Here is a 17,753-nt window from a genome sequence, read left to right as displayed (position 1 = left end):
TGGTGTAAAGTTAGATAATGGAGTTGGATCATTTGAAGAACATAACAATCGCGGATGTAGCAAAATTAGCAGGGGTATCTAAAAGTACAGTTTCTCAATTTTTAAATAAACGATATGAGTATATGAGTGAGCTTACACGAGAACGAATTGAATTGGCAGTCGAAGAATTGGATTATCGTCCAAACATAGTAGCGCGCAGTTTAACGCAGAAGTCTACTTTTACCGTCGGTGTCATTGTCGCAAATATACTTCATTCGTTCTCTACTCATATTATCCGGGCGATTGAAAACAAGTTTTATGAACATGGTTTTCATATAATTGTCTGTAATGCGGATGATGAACCGGAAAAAGAAAAGGAATATATCGAGATGCTCATGGCGAAACAAGTGGATGGGATTATCATATTTCCAACAGGTGGGAATATCGACTTATACAAAAGAATGAAAAAATCTGGTTTTCCACTTGTTTTTATGGACAGGACAATCGCGGATCTCGGGATTGAAACTGTTCTACTCGATAACGATAAAGCGGCAGAATTGGCTGTTAACCATTTCGCTGAAAGCGGTTACAGCAAGATTGCCATTGTTACTACGTCGATCATTAGAAATATAAGTCCACGAATTGAACGTATTCAAGGATATAAAAGAGCGTTAGTGAGTCATCAGTTGAATGTAAACGCAGACTATGTGAAGACAGCTGACTCGGATGCCATATCATCGGCTCTTGATGAATTGTTCGAGCTTGTTGCTCCACCAGAGGCCATATTGGCGGGGAATGATTTCGTGCTCATGGAAGTACTGAAGTATATAAAAAATCATAATTTAATAATCCCGGCAGATGTAGCTGTTATCGGTATTGATGACGTGCCATTTGCTAGTTTTTATACACCCTCAATTACGACCATTTCACAGCCGATGATTGAAATGGCTAATCTAGCTGTTAAATTACTCATGAAGCAAATGAATGAAAAAGAACACGGGGAACCTGAGGTATATCGTTTACAACCAACGTTAATTGCAAGAGGATCTTGTTGATGCAGTCTGCCGAAGGATGATTACCGTTGCTAGTTATGATAAAACAGGTTAGTACATAAAATCACAATTGGTAGCATCAATTGCTGTATATCAAAGAAATAGAGATGAACTCTAGAATAGTAGCGAACATCTTTTAAAACTATACCAACACTGTAGTTAACAGGGGGAGAAAGTTATGCCATTAGTAATTGTCGCTTTAGGGATTATTGTTTTACTCATATTAATCATGAAATTTAATATAAATACATTTATTTCATTAGTGGTTGTTTCATTCTTAATCGCTTTAGCTTTAGGTATGCCAATAAATGAGATTGTTAAATCAATTGAAACTGGCATGGGGGGAACGTTAGGTAGTATCGCATTAGTCTTTGGGTTAGGAGCGATTCTTGGTAAGCTAATCGCCGATTCTGGTGGTGCTCAACGTATTGCAATGACGTTGATTGAAAAATTCGGATTGAAGTATATCCAATGGGCTGTTGTAGTGGCCTCATTTATACTAGGGATTGCATTGTTCTTTGAAGTAGGTCTAGTATTATTAATTCCAATCGTTTATCAAATTTCTAAGCAAATAAAAGTACCGTTTTTATACTTAGGACTTCCAATGTCGGCCGCGTTATCAGCTACACATGCATTTTTACCGCCACATCCAGGTCCTACAGTTATTGCCAATGAATTCGGCGCAAACGTAGGATTGGTATTGCTTTACGGTTTCCTAATCGCAATTCCAATCGTCATTATCGCGGGTCCTATATTCACAAAGTTCGCGAAAAAATTTGTACCAAAAGCTTTTGATAAAGATAGTACAAGCGGTAGTATTGCTTCGATAGGGGAAACAAAACAATTTAAACTAGAAGATACACCAGGATTTGGTATCAGTGCTTTCACGGCATTATTCCCGGTTATTTTAATGGCTTTCTCAACAATCGTCAAATTGTCTAGAGACGCAAATGATACGGAAAACGTGTTTTTTGACCTAGTTACAATGATTGGATCTCCAACAACTGTTATGTTGCTGTCTGTATTACTGGCAATCTATACAATGGGTATCGCACGGAAAATTCCAATGAAACAGCTTATGGAATCAGCAGAAAACGCAGTCAGAGCTATTGGTATGATGTTACTAATTCTTGGTGCAGGTGGCGCACTTAAGCAAGTATTGATCAATGGTGGAGTTGGCGATTATGTCGCTGTCCTTTTTGAAGGTAGTGCAATATCACCGTTAATTTTAGCTTGGCTGATTGCTGCTGTTATAAGAGTAGCACAGGGATCGGCAACGGTTGCAGCATTAACGACAGCTGGACTCGTCATTCCAATGATGGCAGGTACAGATGTCAATTTAGAATTAATGGTATTAGCAACAGGTGCAGGTAGTATCATTGCTTCACACGTTAACGATACTGGTTTCTGGATTGTTAAAGAGTCCTTTGGCTTAACGATGAAAGAAACATTCGCAACTTGGACTGTGCTAGAAACTGTTATTTCAGTGAGTGGTCTCGGTTTCGTTTTACTTCTAAGCTTATTTGTTTAATAGGGGTATGAAATTAGTAAGAATATAAAAAGAGGAACTGTCCGGAAGGCTGAATGTCATTCAGCTTTTGCGGGCAGTTTTTTTGCAGGTAGTGATAGTTCCATAAACAAGAAAAAAGCATGATCCTTATACAAAGGGGATCATGCTTTTTCCATACCCCGATAAAAAGGGGGTGCACTCGGAAAATTTGATAGTTTTTTAATCACACAAACTGTTCTTTCTGACGAATAATCATGTAACTCTCGTCAGTGCAGTTTGATAGGGCTGACTCAATTAGCCATTCCGGCCATGCAGTCGCAAGATGGTTGGTACGCGATCTGCCCTTTTGAAATCAGTCTTCAAGTTGCACTTTCACAAAAAACGTAACGCTTACTGCTTGGTTAACACATTAGAATTGGAACCTGATAACACGGTTCTTAAAAAAGTGTACCTATCGTCAGCAAAGCAAATTTTCCGCCAAGGCTGTGCAGTTCATCGTCGGAATCACTTGTAGGTTACTCGTCTACTAAGGTTCATCCTTCGGTAGTTTCGCCTTGTAGTCTATGGATACCCGTGTTGCATTAAGTTAAACCATTTTGAGAAAAAACATTTAAAATTGCAAAGTTATAGTAAGTGTACAGATCTTTGAAAAACCATTCGAGTAAAAAGATTCAAGATCTACATTCTAAATGGGGATTGCTATGATTTGGTATTCGGGGAGAGGATGGTGACTAAAGAGTGAAAATTAATATGCGTTTATCGTAAAGATAGTGATTGTCATGCGGTTTGCACTTATGGTTGCTGTGTAGAAACAATCGTGACTATCACGACTACTTGCCAGCACAGCTACCGTTTCTTAGGTATTCATACGGAAAATATTTAGTCAGATTCATGCAGTTAAGATTTTTCTTTTGATTTAAATGAGTAAAAAGAATAACATGATTTCAATTAACCGGGAGATGTGGATTTTTTCACTTACTTACACTTGTTCTTTTTTATCAAACGTCTCCAAGAACTGTTGAACGTTACCATAGGTTTTCAAGTTCTTTGTATTTATGCCTAGCTCTACAGTGGTCATGGCTAATTGCGGTCTTACACCTGTAATAACAGTTTCAATTCCGAGCAACTTTAAGATATCGATTATTTGAAAAACATGTTGAGCGACATAGGTATCAATCGCATGAATTCCTGAAAAATCAATTACCAACAACTCGATATTTAACTTTGTTACTTTCGGAATTACGGTATTTGTAATGTAAGCCGATCTTTCTTCACTAAAGTCACCAATTAGGGGCAAAATTGCAATACCATCTCTAATTGGAACAATGGGTGCAGCTAGTTGCAAAATTTCTTTTTCAATTGCTTTAATTACTTTTTGATTACTTTCATTAAACTTTTTCGTAGTGTTACGAATTGCATCGTCAAAAACAAATGTAATTTTCTCGTAAAGTTTAGCTACTCCTTCTGTATCATATTGCTCCAGTAGCCCCTTTTTTTGAATTTCTTGCATAAGAGACAGGCGAAAAGTACTTATTATTTCGATAGTATCTTTAAGTAAAGTACCATCTTTGTAATAGTAGTTATCGATGTCATATTCTAAATTCATATCCTCTATTTCTTCATTACTTGAAAGAAGTGTTTTTGAAAACTCGCTTATTAAAACTGTCAATAGCTCTTTGTGTTTTGCAATTTGCTCTTCTGTCAAATGTAAATGCAATTTAGCTATAGCTTGTTTTAAACACTTGTCCGTGAGAGCTAATTTCTCTGTCTCCATGTAAACTCCAACTGATTGCATTATTTGTCCATTCCTCTCTCATTTCGGGTAGCCACTTATAGAAGTTTCCCTGTGTTATGCTAACTTTTTATATTTCAGTAGGGAAGGAAATGACAACTCTATTCCTAGTATTTGGTGTTGTTTAACGAATACCCTTTTCAGGATAAACGTAACTTAGTAAATAGAGGTTTCATAATTATTCCAACCTCTCCATTTTACCACAATAAACACTTGTCAGGATAATTCAGTGTGACAGACACCGAAATAGTAGCTACCAAAATGCTAATCCAAAGCATATAAGGATGAGAAGTTCGATGACTACTGAACAATTGACAGCAAAAGACCGTTTGCTAGAAGTGCTATTATTAAGTTTGGGACAACATAGTTGAAGAATTACATGTAACAGATTTATATATATTTCGTCTGATTGAAAAGTAGGTTATTTAGAGGAGGCAACATGGATGGGAGATTATGCACTTGAACGATTCTTACTGGGAGTTATTTTGTTCGTATTGTTCCTAATTGCTATCTTTTTAAGAAAGCGTGGCAGAATAGTAATTTCCTTATTATTCATTGCCATATTGATTGGTTACTGGGTGTTTTATGGTATTCGAGAACAAGTCTTACAGAACAGGTATGAAGAATCTATTGAAATAGTTGACACTTACCTTCAGGATAAATATCCGAATGAAACATGGACAATTGATACAATTGTAGAAGAAGGAAGAAAAATAAGGCCTACAAAGGTGAAAGTGATTTTTGATAATGAACAAAGTGTTGACTATATTTATAAAGTTTACGAAAAGAATCGAGTCATTTTATATGAATACGGTTACCCCGAAAACATGGATACTACTAATTTCATGCATGATGAAACGCATAATAATTAGAGATAACAGGTCGGATGTTATATCAATTTAATTTGCATTCCGCAAACATTAACGTTCAACATTAGAATTAATGTATTCCGGATCTCGCTCTGTTAGATGATTTCTCCATCTTCTAAGTGGCAGTTTAATTGAAGATGCGAAAAAAAATCTATAACCTTTATTGTAGTAGAAAAAGCATTAATTAAGGGGGAGAAGATGAGTAAATTTAGAGGGATAATCTTAGAAGGCTATTCGAATGCTGGAAAGACTTCTGTTTTGAAATCGCTGAAAAAACTTCAGGCATGTGATGATACCGAACGCAGTGTTGTCATTCTTAGTGAGCATTATTCGCAAATATTACACAAAGTAAATGGTGAATTAAAGTGGTTGGGTCGTGAGGAACACTTACAACTCTTAACAGAAAGAGTTATGATGTTGAAAAAGTTAAATGATTGGTCAAGAGAAATTGGACAATCATCCGAGCGTTCAAAAGGTTTATTCTTTATATTAGAAAGGTTTCATTTAAATCATCGAGTAGCATTCTCGCATACTATTTTAGATGAAATTAAGCAATTAGAAGTCGAGTTGTTTGAAATGGGAGCAAGATGTGCCTTACTAACTGTATCCCCAGAGAACATAGAACAAAGAATAAGTAGTAGAAATCCCAAAGAATGGGTAGGGAAAACTGAAGAAGAAATGAAAATGGCTTGTGATTTATTATTAAAACAACAACAAGAGTATAGAAATCAAGCTGTAAACTCAATCATTCCTACAATTGAAATAAATACCGATAAAAAAGATTGGGAGTCCTACGCAAAACAGGTTTACTTCGTGAACTAACTGGGTGCGAATCCTAAGTCTTTGATATGACTCTTACCGTTTGGATTAACAATCCTAATTCAACTTTAAGGGGCTTTAGTAAAAAACGGACAGCAAAATCCCCTCTCGTGTAAATTATAATACGTTGTCATCGGAATAGAGATTGTACTGTGCGATTGTATTATAAATGCAAGCGGCAAATAGCCCCACCTTACTATAGATGGGGGGCTTGTTGTATCATTTTGATACATATTAAAGACGATACACGTAATAGGTAATGTCGCTGACTAATGCATCAATTTGTCCAAGGCTTTACGTCTGTCGGATACGCATCGGTTGCATTCCATTTTCATTCGCATTCTCCGCGATACTGTAGATAATTGCGCTCTCCCTAATACCTTGCGGTGTATTGGAGAAAAGAAAATGCCATCTGTCTGAGTATCGCAGAACCGCCAAAAGTAACGGTTTCGATCTCTACGAATACCTGAAGAAACTTTTACAGATATAAGCGATATATAGTAAATGTGTTTTCGAATTAAGTACGCTAATTCTTTTAAATTCGGGCTTACATCATTTTAGCTCATTGCCGCTTCTTCGTTTTCTTATTATTATGTCTCTCGGCCGGTGTCAAGGGTTTGTTTGCAAGTTCATGATCAAACTCCCTTGATAAATTCTTCTTAGCCGCTTGCTCATCACTAACGTTACCACTTAAATTGTTCTTCGGGCTGTTACTCACTATAAACACCTCCATGATTTTAGTTTGCCACTTGGTGTCCATTGTATGCATTTTTATTAAATCTTACGGTCATTGTTTTGCAAATGATTATCTCTTCGAATGCAGTTACTTAGAATAGCGTTAACAGGTAAAACCTCCAATCCTGATCAAACTAAGCGCAAGATACGGGATTTATTTTTAATTAGAAATAGAAAATGGTCTACCGGTTTTTAAATAAGATTGCATTATAGTTGAAGAGAAATTTATTTTACAAATAGACATATAAGAACGTACATTCGTGTTATGATTTATTTGATACTACTAACAAAGGAGGATAATCGTGAAATTAAAAAACATTAACATTCAAGAACGGATGAAACATTATAATGTGCAAGGTTTAAGTATCACATTGCTTGAGGGCGATGAAATTAGTGGAACAGAAAATTATGGCTTATTAGAAGTGGAAAGCAATAGAAAAGCAAATGAAGATTCTATTTTTAGTGCGTGTTCAATTAGTAAGTTCTTAACAGGAATACTTGTAATGAAGCTAGTAGAAGACGGGCTTCTAAATTTAGATGATGATGTGAATGAAAATCTTAAAACGTGGAAAACACCGAAAAATGACTTTACTAAAAATAAAAAAGTGACATTGAGGAACTTACTAAGTCATCAATCTGGAATTAAAGACCCTGAAGGTAGTTTTCCTGAACTGAACTCGAAAATAGCTGTTCCTTCGATGGTTGAATTATTAGAGGGGAAAACACTTTATTGTAAAACTCCAATTGACGTCAAGTGTGAACCAGAAAGTGAATTCCATTATTCGGATGCCGGTTTCTGTATTATTCAACAACTTATAGAAGATGTTGCGAAAAAACCGTTTCATCAAGTTATGAAAGAGCAAATATTTAAACCATTAGGTATGGAAAATAGCCATTTCAATAAAACAGTATTGGAAGTGGATAGGCAAAATTTTTCTTGTGGTCACAATAAAAACGGTGAATTAGTAGATGGGAAATATCCTATATATCCTTATCCAGCAGCTTCTGGATTATGGACAACTTCTATGGATTTAGCTGAATTAGTTCTTGAGTTAATGAAGGCTGTAAAAGGTGAAAGCAAGGTTGGCATTTCGGAAAGTTTAGCAATAGAAATGATATCCCCACAAAGAGGTAAAAGTTGGACTGGATTAGGTGTGTTTCTTGAAGGCTCTGAAAAAGAACTAGAAATTACATCACTTGGTTGGGGAGTGGGTTTTCAATGTATGATGGTGGCCTTTCCCTATTTAGGGAAAGGGGCGGTCATAATGACGAATGCAGAATTGGGTGTTCATCAACTCGAAGGTATTATTGGAGAAATATATAAGTCTCTTTTGTCTTGAAAAGCGTTAAGATAGTAGAAAAATATACAGATAGCCTTAGCAAATCCAACTCATATATCTGAAGTTGTGTAGTTCATCAACGGAAATTTAGACCACAATAATAGTCCGATTTATTCTGAAGGTTTTTTGTCCTATTTGAATTAGATAAGCCATAAGAGGAAAGGTTATGATAGTAGAGACAGTAGAAGGTCAAGTAGTACGGATTTGTCGGTTTAGCACGGTTCTGAGAGGGGGAGGAACACAATCTACCGCAAGAGAGGTTAATTCTTTCTTCATAAAGATAAACACCTTGTTTGAAGAAAAAGGAATAATTGGAACGCACATTTTTAATAGGCTAAAATTATGCGTTCCAATTATTTTATATAAGTAGCCATGATTTAGATTCGTTATTGTCAGTTTTTCATTTTAATAATAATTATATAGTAAGTATAACTTTACCTTGAGCGTGACCTTCCAGGAAGTATCTGAATGCTTCAGATACTTCGCTTAACTTATACCGTTTATCAATTATTGGTTTTACTTTGCCAGTCTCAAGTAATTCTTTTACATACATTAGATCATTTTGGTTTGCTCTCTGTAAAAGGTTACTTATTTTCTTACTTCCAGTCATTGAAATAAAAGGTCCAAAAACTAAAGATCGAAACATTTGGGATTCGGCTCCACCTACGTGAACAAAATTCCCATTTGGTTTTAATACACGTTTATAAGCTGAAATGGAATTAGACCCGTTAACACCAAGAATCAAATCATAACGCTCCTTTGTTTGGGTGAAATCCACTTTTGTATAATCAATGATTTGGTCTGCACCTATTGAACGCACTATTTCTACATTTCTTGTACTGCATACACCTGTTACTTCAGCCCCGAATGATTTTGCTATTTGTACCGCGAAAGTACCGACGCCTCCAGATGCGCCATAAATTAATACCTTCTGTCCTGCCTTAATCATTCCTTTATCACGTAGTCCCTGTAAGGCTGTCACACTTCCCATAGGTGAGGCAGCAGCTTGCTCGAAGGAGATGTTGGTTGGCTTTAAAGCTATAGCAAATTCCTGGACAGACACATATTCAGCAAAACCACCCCAGCCACTACTAGAGAGGTCACCGAATACCTCATCACCTGGTTGAAACTGCTTAACATTCTTGCCAACAGCTTCAACTACACCCGCTATGTCACCTCCCGGTATAGCGTATTTCGGTCTCAGTAGCCCGAAAGCAAAGCGAGCTAAGAACGGTTTGCCTTTCAAAAGAACCAAGTTACCAAAGTTCAAGGATGCTGCATGAACTTTTACCAGTACTTCATTCTCTAAAGGCAAAGGCTTTTCTATCTCTTTTAATTCAAGTACGTCAGGTGATCCATATTTGTGACAAACGATAGCTTTCATAAAACTTCCCCTAATTTCCTTAGATTTATTTGTATAACAAAGATATAAATGACCCAAAACGAGAGATAGTAAAGTGTTATTATTAATATGGAATTACAAGTTGAAAGATACTGAAATATTTTAGGTTGGAAGTATTTTGAATAATGGATAGTGAAATGTGTGTGGAGATTACACTTTAACTATCGGGCCATTTTGCAGGTTAGTATGATTAAGCATGAAACAAACCGACTAGGATTCCGTCTAATCCTAAAAGGGGGTGGGAACGATGAGAAGATTATTTATCGTTGTTTCTATAATTTTGATTTTCGGACTATTTGGCTGTGTAACAAATAACAACAATGAAGAAAATGTAAGTGGTAAACCGAAAATCGCCAATGAGTCTAAACAGGTGGATGATTTCAAAGTATCAATAAATGTTGAAAAAGACCTTAATGTATATGCCACAATTACTTATATAGGAGAAGCAGCCGAAAAAGATATATATCATGGTGGAAGTATTTTTTTCTTTAATGTTTATCAACAAAATGGTAGTTTTGAATATTTTGGTGCTATGAATCAACCATTATTAACAACAACACTGATTCGAAATGAGCCTCACAGAGTAAAATTTAAAGGGATAGAAAAACTTGAATTAAAGACGGGTACTTATGAATTTGAAGCTATCGCTAATATATCCTTGGATTCTGATGATGTATTAGGAACAAAAATTGAAATTCCTGTTTCTAAAATTGAGGAAGTTAAATAATTCCTTCTTCAACTAACAAGTGCTTTACTTGAAAATCGTTGAGCGACTTAGATGATTCTATTTTCTTGTTGAACTAAAGTAGCATGTTTATTTCAATAAAGTTACATTATGCTAAAATACAAGCGTTATATATTAGGTTTTGAAAGAAAGGAAAAACAGATGAAAAAGATTTTTTTATTTTTTGGAATTGGATTTTTATTTTTATTCGCAGGTGCGTTTGAGGTTACGAAATTAAGAACATTTCAATTACTTGGAGAGTTAACATACCAAGTTGAAACGGAAAAAAGGTCGTTGCTTTAACATTTGATGACGGTCCGACAAAGAACGTGGATCAAATTCTGCCTTTGTTAGATAAATACAAGTCAACAGTGAAAAACGAATTCTTTGCGTTGTAATTCAGAGGGAGATTTTTTAAACCTATTGGATTTCCATTTCGTTTAGATAGCCTATTTATCAGCATTGTCTAATCCACCATCCATGGATGAGTCTCACTCCTCGATCTTTCCTTATGAAAAATCCTTTTTATATTGGACGGCCATGTAAATTCCACTAGCTAAAAATGCCAATGTATATTTGAACAAGAAAAAGATGTTCCACATATATTCGTTTGGGAAAATTATGTCACATAGAACAATTACCAAGAGCATATAGTAACAGCTTTTCAAAAAGATTTTATTTGTCCGTTCGTCGTCTTGCCCAATCTTCTTATAACATACATAGGTAAAAATCGCACTACCCATAAGCAGTAAAAAACCAACTCCAATGAGAATATTCCAATTTCCCGTAGATTGTTCAGCCCAGGACTTTAAAGGGGAAAAAATCGCATTAGAGATATCTGTAGATTTAATTGTCAATTTAATCACTTCCTTTCAGATAAGTAAAAATATCGTTTACATCAACACTAAAAAAATCGGCAATTCGAAAAGCCAACAGCATAGTCGGAAGATAATTTCCTTTTTCCATCACGAAGATGGTTTGTTTGGAAACACCGACTTTCTCAGCTAATTCTTGCTGAGACATTCTGGCAAGTACACGATATTCATAAACCTTGTTAGATATCGAATCCCCAAAATCTTTCTTCATGACCATCACCTCTTGAATTGAATTATAAACTCGATTTTAATAAAAGTAAAGTAAACTTATACAAAATAGTTCAATACCTTTATTTTTGCTTGGATTACTTTGATTTAACAATAGCCAGACTGTAGAAAGTACCTGACGAAATTCATGATTCCGTCAGGTTCACATATCGATCTGGTGTAATTTATGGTTTTTTGGTGGTGCATTTTATGATATTTAGTGGTTCAAAAAACGTTTAGAGTGGTGCGATCATACTATCGAATAAATTAATGCCTATGAAACTTTCACTATATTTTTTTTATAAGTACTCAGAAGTGTAAAATGTTTGTCTTTGAGCTCTTCAACTTGTGGTGATACCTGGTATCGAATGCGACAATGACACTATTGATATCGTATTGGAGTTAGTTTAGTGTTGGATGGTAGGTATGCGTTGCCAAAAGTTTGTGTTAAATTATTTGGCAATAAAGTAGAAGGTGGTATTAGATTGAGTAGAATGGAACGTAGGAATAAACAAGCACGATTAAGCAGAAGTAAAGAATGGTTTAAATCGAAAAAACTCATCAGTAGACTAGTAGTCGTCTTCATAGGTATTATCTTTTTTGGTCTATTGGTATTTACGATTTTAATAACGTTTAGCGATGTTAGTAAATTGGACATCGTTGAACCAAGACCTACATACATTTACGATATAAATGGCGAGGTAGCTAGTAAAGTGTCTAACTCGAAAATAGAAGGAGTGAGTTTGGATCAAATTCCAACAGAACTCATCGAAGCTTTCGTCGCTACAGAAGACCAACATTTTTATAAGCATAACGGAATTAATTACTTCGGTATTACTAAAGCATTCATGAAAAATCTAGTTAAAGGTGAAGTGGTTGCTGGTGGTAGTACAATTACTCAACAACTCTCGAAAAATGTATTTCTAACATCAGAAACTACTTATACGCGTAAATTCAAAGAACTTATATTCACAAAGAAGATAGAACGAACATACTCAAAAGATGAAATTATGGAACGCTATCTAAATCAAATCTATTTTGGGGAAGGCGCATGGGGCATTCAGAGAGCAGCACATGTCTATTTTGGTAAAGATGTGAGTGAACTAACATTAAACGAATCAGCTACACTAGCTGGACTAGTCAAAGCTCCGTCTAACTTATCGCCCTATAAAAACATGGGAAAAGCGCTTGACCGAAGAAATATCGTGCTGTCGTTAATGAAGAGCGAAGGCTACATCAGTCAGCAGGATTTGGATAAAAACCTTGATCAACCGATCGTATTAACGGATAAAGAGACGATAGATTATAAAGGGAAATATCCGTATTATGTGGACTATCTTATCGAGGAAGCAGTAAATATGTACGGTTTGACTGAGAATGAAGTGTTGTCTGGGGGACTTCACATTTATACCGAACTTAATCCTGTTATTCAGGACGCTACGGAAGAGGTCTATCAAAATGAAGACAATTTTCCAGATAGTAAGCCCGATCAACTTATTCAAAGTGGGTCCGTATTTCTTAATCCTAAAACGGGTGGGATTAGCGCGTTAGTTGGAGGAAGAGGAGACTATACGTACAAACGTTTTAATAATGCGACAAATTTAGTAAGGCAACCCGGATCAGCGTTAAAACCGCTTGCTGTTTACACTTCTGCATTGGAGCAGGGGTATGACTTTGACGATATGCTGGTTGATGAACCAATCAATATAGATGGCTACCAACCACAAAATATTGATAAACGATACCGCGGACATGTGACACTGTATGATGCACTAATAAACTCTTATAACATACCTCCAGTTTGGCTATTAAATGAAATCGGAATTGAAAAAGGTTTTAGTACAGTTGAACGGTTTGGTATTCCTTTAGAAAAAGAAGATCATAATCTCGGGCTAGCATTGGGTGGCTTGCACCAAGGAACGTCACCCTTGTTAATGGCCCAGGCTTTTTCCGCATTTCCTAACGATGGAATAATGATGCAAGCTCATGCTATATCAGAAATAAAGGATGCAGAAGGAAAAATAATTGGTAAGTGGAGTGACAAGTCTTCGCAGGTTACAGAACCGGAAGTTGCTCAAAAGATGACGTATATGCTAAAAGGGGTTGTGGATAACGGAACAGCTAGAAATGCACAGATACCCGGAATAGACGTAGCTGGAAAAACCGGTACTACACAACTACCTTTCCCTGGTGTAGCTGGTTCAAAAGATCACTGGTTTGTTGGATATACGCCAGATCTCGTTGGTGCGACTTGGTTAGGCTATGATAAAACGGATCAAGCCCATTACTTGACGGCAACAAGTGGTGTCACAGTGACAACAATCTTTCAACAAATAGTATCTAAATCCATAAGTGAATTGCCTAACAAGGAATTTAATTTGCCATTGGTTGAAAAGAAGAAAAAGAAACAAAGTAAAAGGAAAGAAAACGGGCAGAAGAAAGATAAAGAAAACAAAAAGGATAAAGAGGATAAGAAAGATAAGGGGAAGGACAGAGACAAAGAACATAAAAAGGATATGGAGGACAAAAGAAACAAGGACAAAGATAAAGACAAAGACAAGGACAGGGACAGGGACAAAGACAAAGACAAAGACAAAGACAAAGACAAAGACAAAGACAAAGACAAAGACAAAGACAAAGACAGGGATAAAGACAGAGGCAGAGACAGAGACAAAAAGGATAAAGATAATGAGTGAGACATGATTATTTGAATGTATGAACTGTTTGACTTCTTGTTTAGGGGAATATTGCATCAACCAAAAAATTCTATGATTAAAGAAACAAAGGTAGCGAGTTGCTTGAAAAAATCTCGTTCGATGCAGGAATGGAAGTGCACACAAGGCGTCAACTTGTCCGTGGGATATGGCGAGGAACACACTGAGCGAAGAGTATCTGGATATAGATGCTTTTTACCAGGTGACGAAGTTATTGGAGGCTATTTTTAGTCGACAAAGAGAGCTTCGGAATATTGTATGGCAGAGTATGGGCTAGATGATAAAACCTAATCAAGGACCCAGCTGTATCAAGTTGAACGGATAACAATCATTAAAGGGGAGATGCATTATGCACGTTATTGATAAGTTATTAAAAGAATATAATCTTGTCCATAAAAAAGAAGATCTATTGAAAATGACAGCTTCATCTATTGGAATGGTTAAAGAACTAGTAGACGAGGCGGATATTCCAATAGGGCATTCTAAATTTGGTGGTTTACCCGATTTACCTGCTCACTTTTCATTTCCCAAATACCATAATGGATATCTATCATTTTTAGCACAATTGAATCTAAGAGAAGCTAGCCCTTTTGATAAGGAAAACCTACTTCCGAAAACAGGAATTCTCTATTTCTTTTATGATGTAGTAGATCAACCTTGGGGATTTGATAAAGAAGATAAGAATTGTTTCAAAGTTCTTTATTTCGATGGAGATGTAAAAGAGTTAACACGCACACCATATCCCGAAAAGACAGAAGATTATTTCCAATTGCCTGTATTTAAAGCAATGTTTAATGAATTATTATCCTTTCCGGAAGAGTTTTCGGGGATAGTATTGAACGAAGAGGAATTAGATAACTACTTTGATTTCAGAGGGAGTATGATGCAACAAGTAGAAAGGTACAGTGGATCAATTGCTTCTCCAATGCACTATATGTTTGGAGAACCTTTTGCCATACAGAATAACGTGTTTGAAGAAATTATTTATTATGATAACGATGAGAAAATAAATTGGAACTCGAAGGAAATCAAACAGAAACGTAATGAAATGGTTTTATTGTTTCAAATGGATAGTGATGATGATTTAGATGTCATGTGGGGCGATGTTGGGATTCTTTACTTTTGTATCGATAAAAACGACCTTCAGAGTAAACAGTTTGATAAAGCGAAGTTTACTCTTCAATGTCATTGAGTAGAGGGCACTACCCTTCACATAATATCAAAGTAAAAAGGATTGCCTAGTATCCTGTCTTGAACTGAGCCTCGAATAGTGGACACTTTAAAAAAAGTGACCCATTCGAGGTTTTCTGTTTTAAATTTTCGGATACGCTTTTTCAGTCAAAACATTCATGTGGACGCCAGACACTAACGTTCATACTTCCTTTCTCAAAAAGTAAACAAAGCCAGTTCCTAAAAAAAGCACAAAACTTCCCAAAATTACGGTGAATAACGTGATAGGAGAAACATTTAATGCACCAAAACTTTCAGCTGAATTGGACATCATCATCTCAAATGGTTGTGCCCATGGATAGTATGGAGCGAACCTTTCTGAGTTGACAATCAACATATTCGGTATCGTAAAAATCACATTGACTGCAAGTGGTGCGGCGAAGCTCGACCATGCAACAGATACAAACATTTGTAAAGCGATTAACGGTAAGCAGGCAATCCATCCTCCGATGACACTTGTGGAAATGGTGCCCCAAGGAATGTCAGCCGGGAATCCTTTTATCCATCCAATGAGGAAAAGACCCATAATAAATAAGATTTGTGTGGCCGCAATCAGAAGGCTAACAATAAGGATTTTCACTAGATACACATTTTTTCTAGAAACCGGAAGTGAAAGAAGCTGCTTCCACCCACCTCCAACATGCTCATATCGACAAACAAAACTTGAAAAGATCCCAGTTAATAACGGTAAAAAAAGAATAGCGTGACTAATTGTCATCATACCAAGCGTTGCGGTCCATTGGTGTTGTTTGGAAACTGGAATTTCACTTAATTCACTCAGCCCAAGCAACAACGATAAAATCGGACTCACGAAAATGAGCATCCATATCGAGGACTTTCGTAACTTTAGAAACTCAGATTGAAATAATTTCCCCATTTATTTCACGTCCTTTCGATTAAAATCTAGGAGACTTATGAAATAAAGTAGAATTCCCGTTCCAAGGCCAGCAAAAACCGAGTACATTGGTTTTTCCCATTCATTCATTAACAACGGCCATTTCCATGGAACCCAGTCGGCAAAGTTCATTGAATACATAGAGATGATTGCACCGAGAATTCCAAGTGTTAATGGAATGGCTTGATTTTTCAATGTAATCGCCAACCAAATTTGCAAAATGATAAAAGGTAAGGCAGCAAGACATGGAAAGAAACACATTTTGAGTAAATATAGAAACGGTATATCCGTGCCGAATTTTAATGCAATGCCAAGTACAATCGTACCAACCGCTAAGAAGAAACAAGAAATCAAAAGGAGGAAAATGGACAGAAGCACTTTACCTGTAAATACTTGAGTTTTTGAAATGGGCAATGCCAAGAGTTGCTTCCAAGCATTTGTCTGATGCTCAATATTGGCAATCATTGATGTCAATATCGTTAAGCCGATGAGAATCGTGATGATAGATAACATAGAAACCTCACCAATTAGCCCCACCCATAAATCATCCTTGTAAACTTCTGTGAGCCAATCATACCGTATTCCAAAATTGACGGCTTCCAGGCCAATGACCCCCATTGGTCCAAGAAGTACGAGAAATAGGATCATTTTTCGCTTGATTTTAAGAAACTCAGAGGCCATTATCCGCGTCATCACAAACTGCCCTCCTGTCCGGTTAATTCTAAAAAGATTTCTTCCAATGATTTTTTCTCTTCTTCTACTCTGTAAATTGAATAATCGTTTTGAACGAGGGATTTCACAATTTTAGCGACTTTTTCATCTGAACCATTTTCAATTGAAAGCTGATTGTGAACGAGATCCGTAGTATACCCATGTGTCAATAATGTCTTCCAAGCGGATTCCGCGTCATTTATTGTTAACTTAATCTTGCTCGTAGACTGCTCTCTTAGTTTCGAAATGGAATCTTGAAAAATCATTTGGCCTTTTGAAATAATGCCTACTTGTGTCGCCATTTGGTCGATTTCTGAAAGTAAGTGGCTCGATAGGACAATCGTAATCCCGTGATCCTTTGGCATACTTTTAATAAGTTCACGAATCTCAATAATTCCCGATGGATCCAGTCCGTTCGTTGGCTCGTCCAAAATGAGCAGTTCAGGATTCCCAAGTAAAGCAGTCGCAATGCCAAGCCGTTGCTTCATGCCTAAAGAGAACCCTTTTACAGGTCGTTTCGCATCCTTTGTCAGACGGACGATTGAAAGGACTTCATCAATTCTAGATTTTGGCACGTCCAATAACAGGCGCACCGTTTCTAAATTTTCACGGGCGGATAAATGTCCATAATAAGAAGGATATTCGACCAGTGATCCAACCTTTTTTAAGATGGAGAGTTTTTCTTTTTTAACATCCTTGCCGAAAATATGGATTGAGCCTTTTGTCGGTCGAGCAAGCCCGAGAAGCATTCGAATGGTCGTCGTTTTTCCGGCACCATTCGGCCCTAAAAAACCATAAATCTCACCCTTTTTCACTTTCAAATCTACATCATTAACAACTCTTGTCGAGCCAAACTTTTTCGTCAGCTTCTTCGTTTCAATAATAAAATCATTCATTTC

General features: G+C 36.4%; 16 protein-coding genes and 1 pseudogene. 9 read left to right on the top strand and 8 right to left on the bottom strand.

What is annotated here, in order from left to right:
• Positions 1-32 precede the first annotated feature (32 nt).
• Both MKY15_RS00390 and MKY15_RS00385 read left to right on the top strand, forming a co-directional pair.
• A complete protein-coding gene (locus MKY15_RS00390) occupies positions 33-1,034 on the top strand; it encodes a substrate-binding domain-containing protein (protein ID WP_067211013.1) in 1,002 nt (333 codons plus the stop codon).
• A gap of 175 nt (positions 1,035-1,209) precedes the next feature.
• On the top strand, positions 1,210-2,562 hold the full coding sequence (locus MKY15_RS00385) for a gluconate:H+ symporter (protein WP_067211010.1): 1,353 nt from the start codon (positions 1,210-1,212) through the stop codon (positions 2,560-2,562).
• Between the two features lie 958 nt (positions 2,563-3,520).
• Here the strand turns inward: MKY15_RS00385 and MKY15_RS00380 are convergent.
• Positions 3,521-4,336, bottom strand: a complete 816-nt coding sequence (locus MKY15_RS00380; protein ID WP_067211008.1) for an STAS domain-containing protein — start codon at positions 4,334-4,336, stop codon at positions 3,521-3,523.
• A 440-nt stretch (positions 4,337-4,776) separates the two neighbouring features.
• Between MKY15_RS00380 and MKY15_RS00375 the strand changes: the two genes are divergently transcribed.
• Positions 4,777-5,205 carry a hypothetical protein gene (locus tag MKY15_RS00375; protein ID WP_342538708.1) on the top strand — a complete coding sequence of 143 codons (429 nt, stop codon included), beginning with the start codon at positions 4,777-4,779 and terminating at the stop codon, positions 5,203-5,205.
• Positions 5,206-5,400: 195 nt separating this feature from the next.
• Positions 5,401-6,024 (top strand): hypothetical protein, encoded by a 624-nt coding sequence (locus MKY15_RS00370; RefSeq protein WP_342538707.1) that lies wholly within the window; start codon positions 5,401-5,403, stop codon positions 6,022-6,024.
• Positions 6,025-6,583: 559 nt separating this feature from the next.
• On the opposite strand, the gene sspO is transcribed toward MKY15_RS00370, so the two are convergent.
• Complete coding sequence (sspO, locus tag MKY15_RS00365; RefSeq protein ID WP_255428466.1) at positions 6,584-6,739, bottom strand: small acid-soluble spore protein O; 156 nt, start codon at positions 6,737-6,739, stop codon at positions 6,584-6,586.
• Between the two features lie 319 nt (positions 6,740-7,058).
• Between sspO and MKY15_RS00360 the strand changes: the two genes are divergently transcribed.
• Positions 7,059-8,096, top strand: a complete 1,038-nt coding sequence (locus MKY15_RS00360) for a serine hydrolase domain-containing protein (protein ID WP_187045336.1) — start codon at positions 7,059-7,061, stop codon at positions 8,094-8,096.
• A gap of 415 nt (positions 8,097-8,511) precedes the next feature.
• On the opposite strand, the gene MKY15_RS00355 is transcribed toward MKY15_RS00360, so the two are convergent.
• Positions 8,512-9,480 carry an NAD(P)-dependent alcohol dehydrogenase gene (locus MKY15_RS00355; protein WP_342538705.1) on the bottom strand — a complete coding sequence of 323 codons (969 nt, stop codon included), beginning with the start codon at positions 9,478-9,480 and terminating at the stop codon, positions 8,512-8,514.
• Positions 9,481-9,745: 265 nt separating this feature from the next.
• On the opposite strand from MKY15_RS00355, the gene MKY15_RS00350 reads away from it, so the two are divergent.
• Positions 9,746-10,225, top strand: coding sequence for a hypothetical protein (locus tag MKY15_RS00350; protein ID WP_187045335.1), 480 nt, complete (start codon positions 9,746-9,748; stop codon positions 10,223-10,225).
• Positions 10,226-10,384: 159 nt separating this feature from the next.
• Positions 10,385-10,590 (top strand): annotated as a pseudogene (locus MKY15_RS00345) (polysaccharide deacetylase family protein); the annotation flags it as partial.
• 141 nt (positions 10,591-10,731) lie between these two features.
• On the opposite strand, the gene MKY15_RS00340 reads toward MKY15_RS00345, so the two are convergent.
• Both MKY15_RS00340 and MKY15_RS00335 read right to left on the bottom strand, forming a co-directional pair.
• A complete protein-coding gene (locus MKY15_RS00340) occupies positions 10,732-11,079 on the bottom strand; it encodes a DUF2178 domain-containing protein (RefSeq protein ID WP_187045334.1) in 348 nt (115 codons plus the stop codon).
• A gap of 1 nt (position 11,080) precedes the next feature.
• Positions 11,081-11,308, bottom strand: coding sequence for a helix-turn-helix transcriptional regulator (locus tag MKY15_RS00335; protein ID WP_187045333.1), 228 nt, complete (start codon positions 11,306-11,308; stop codon positions 11,081-11,083).
• 490 nt (positions 11,309-11,798) lie between these two features.
• Here MKY15_RS00335 and MKY15_RS00330 point away from each other — a divergent pair, with 490 nt between their 5' ends.
• Together MKY15_RS00330 and MKY15_RS00325 are read left to right on the top strand one after the other, a co-directional pair.
• The gene (locus tag MKY15_RS00330) at positions 11,799-14,000 is read left to right on the top strand and encodes a PBP1A family penicillin-binding protein (RefSeq protein ID WP_342539808.1); all 2,202 of its coding nucleotides are present in this window, start codon (positions 11,799-11,801) and stop codon (positions 13,998-14,000) included.
• Between the two features lie 367 nt (positions 14,001-14,367).
• Positions 14,368-15,210 carry a YwqG family protein gene (locus MKY15_RS00325; protein ID WP_342538704.1) on the top strand — a complete coding sequence of 281 codons (843 nt, stop codon included), beginning with the start codon at positions 14,368-14,370 and terminating at the stop codon, positions 15,208-15,210.
• A 180-nt stretch (positions 15,211-15,390) separates the two neighbouring features.
• On the opposite strand, the gene MKY15_RS00320 is transcribed toward MKY15_RS00325, so the two are convergent.
• The 3 genes from MKY15_RS00320 to MKY15_RS00310 are packed head-to-tail and all read right to left on the bottom strand — an operon-like array spanning position 15,391 to position 17,750.
• The gene (locus MKY15_RS00320) at positions 15,391-16,125 is read right to left on the bottom strand and encodes an ABC transporter permease (RefSeq protein WP_187045331.1); all 735 of its coding nucleotides are present in this window, start codon (positions 16,123-16,125) and stop codon (positions 15,391-15,393) included.
• Positions 16,126-16,836, bottom strand: a complete 711-nt coding sequence (locus tag MKY15_RS00315) for an ABC transporter permease (protein ID WP_187047934.1) — start codon at positions 16,834-16,836, stop codon at positions 16,126-16,128. It lies immediately after the preceding gene.
• Positions 16,836-17,750 (bottom strand): ABC transporter ATP-binding protein, encoded by a 915-nt coding sequence (locus MKY15_RS00310; protein ID WP_187045330.1) that lies wholly within the window; start codon positions 17,748-17,750, stop codon positions 16,836-16,838. The genes MKY15_RS00315 and MKY15_RS00310 overlap by 1 nt, the downstream gene beginning before the upstream one ends.
• Positions 17,751-17,753: the final 3 nt, after the last annotated feature.

The sequence above is a fragment of the Sporosarcina sp. FSL K6-1540 genome (assembly GCF_038620285.1).
In the GTDB taxonomy this organism is placed as follows: Bacteria; Bacillota; Bacilli; order Bacillales_A; family Planococcaceae; genus Sporosarcina; species Sporosarcina psychrophila.
This window is presented reverse-complemented; position numbering and strand designations above follow the sequence as displayed.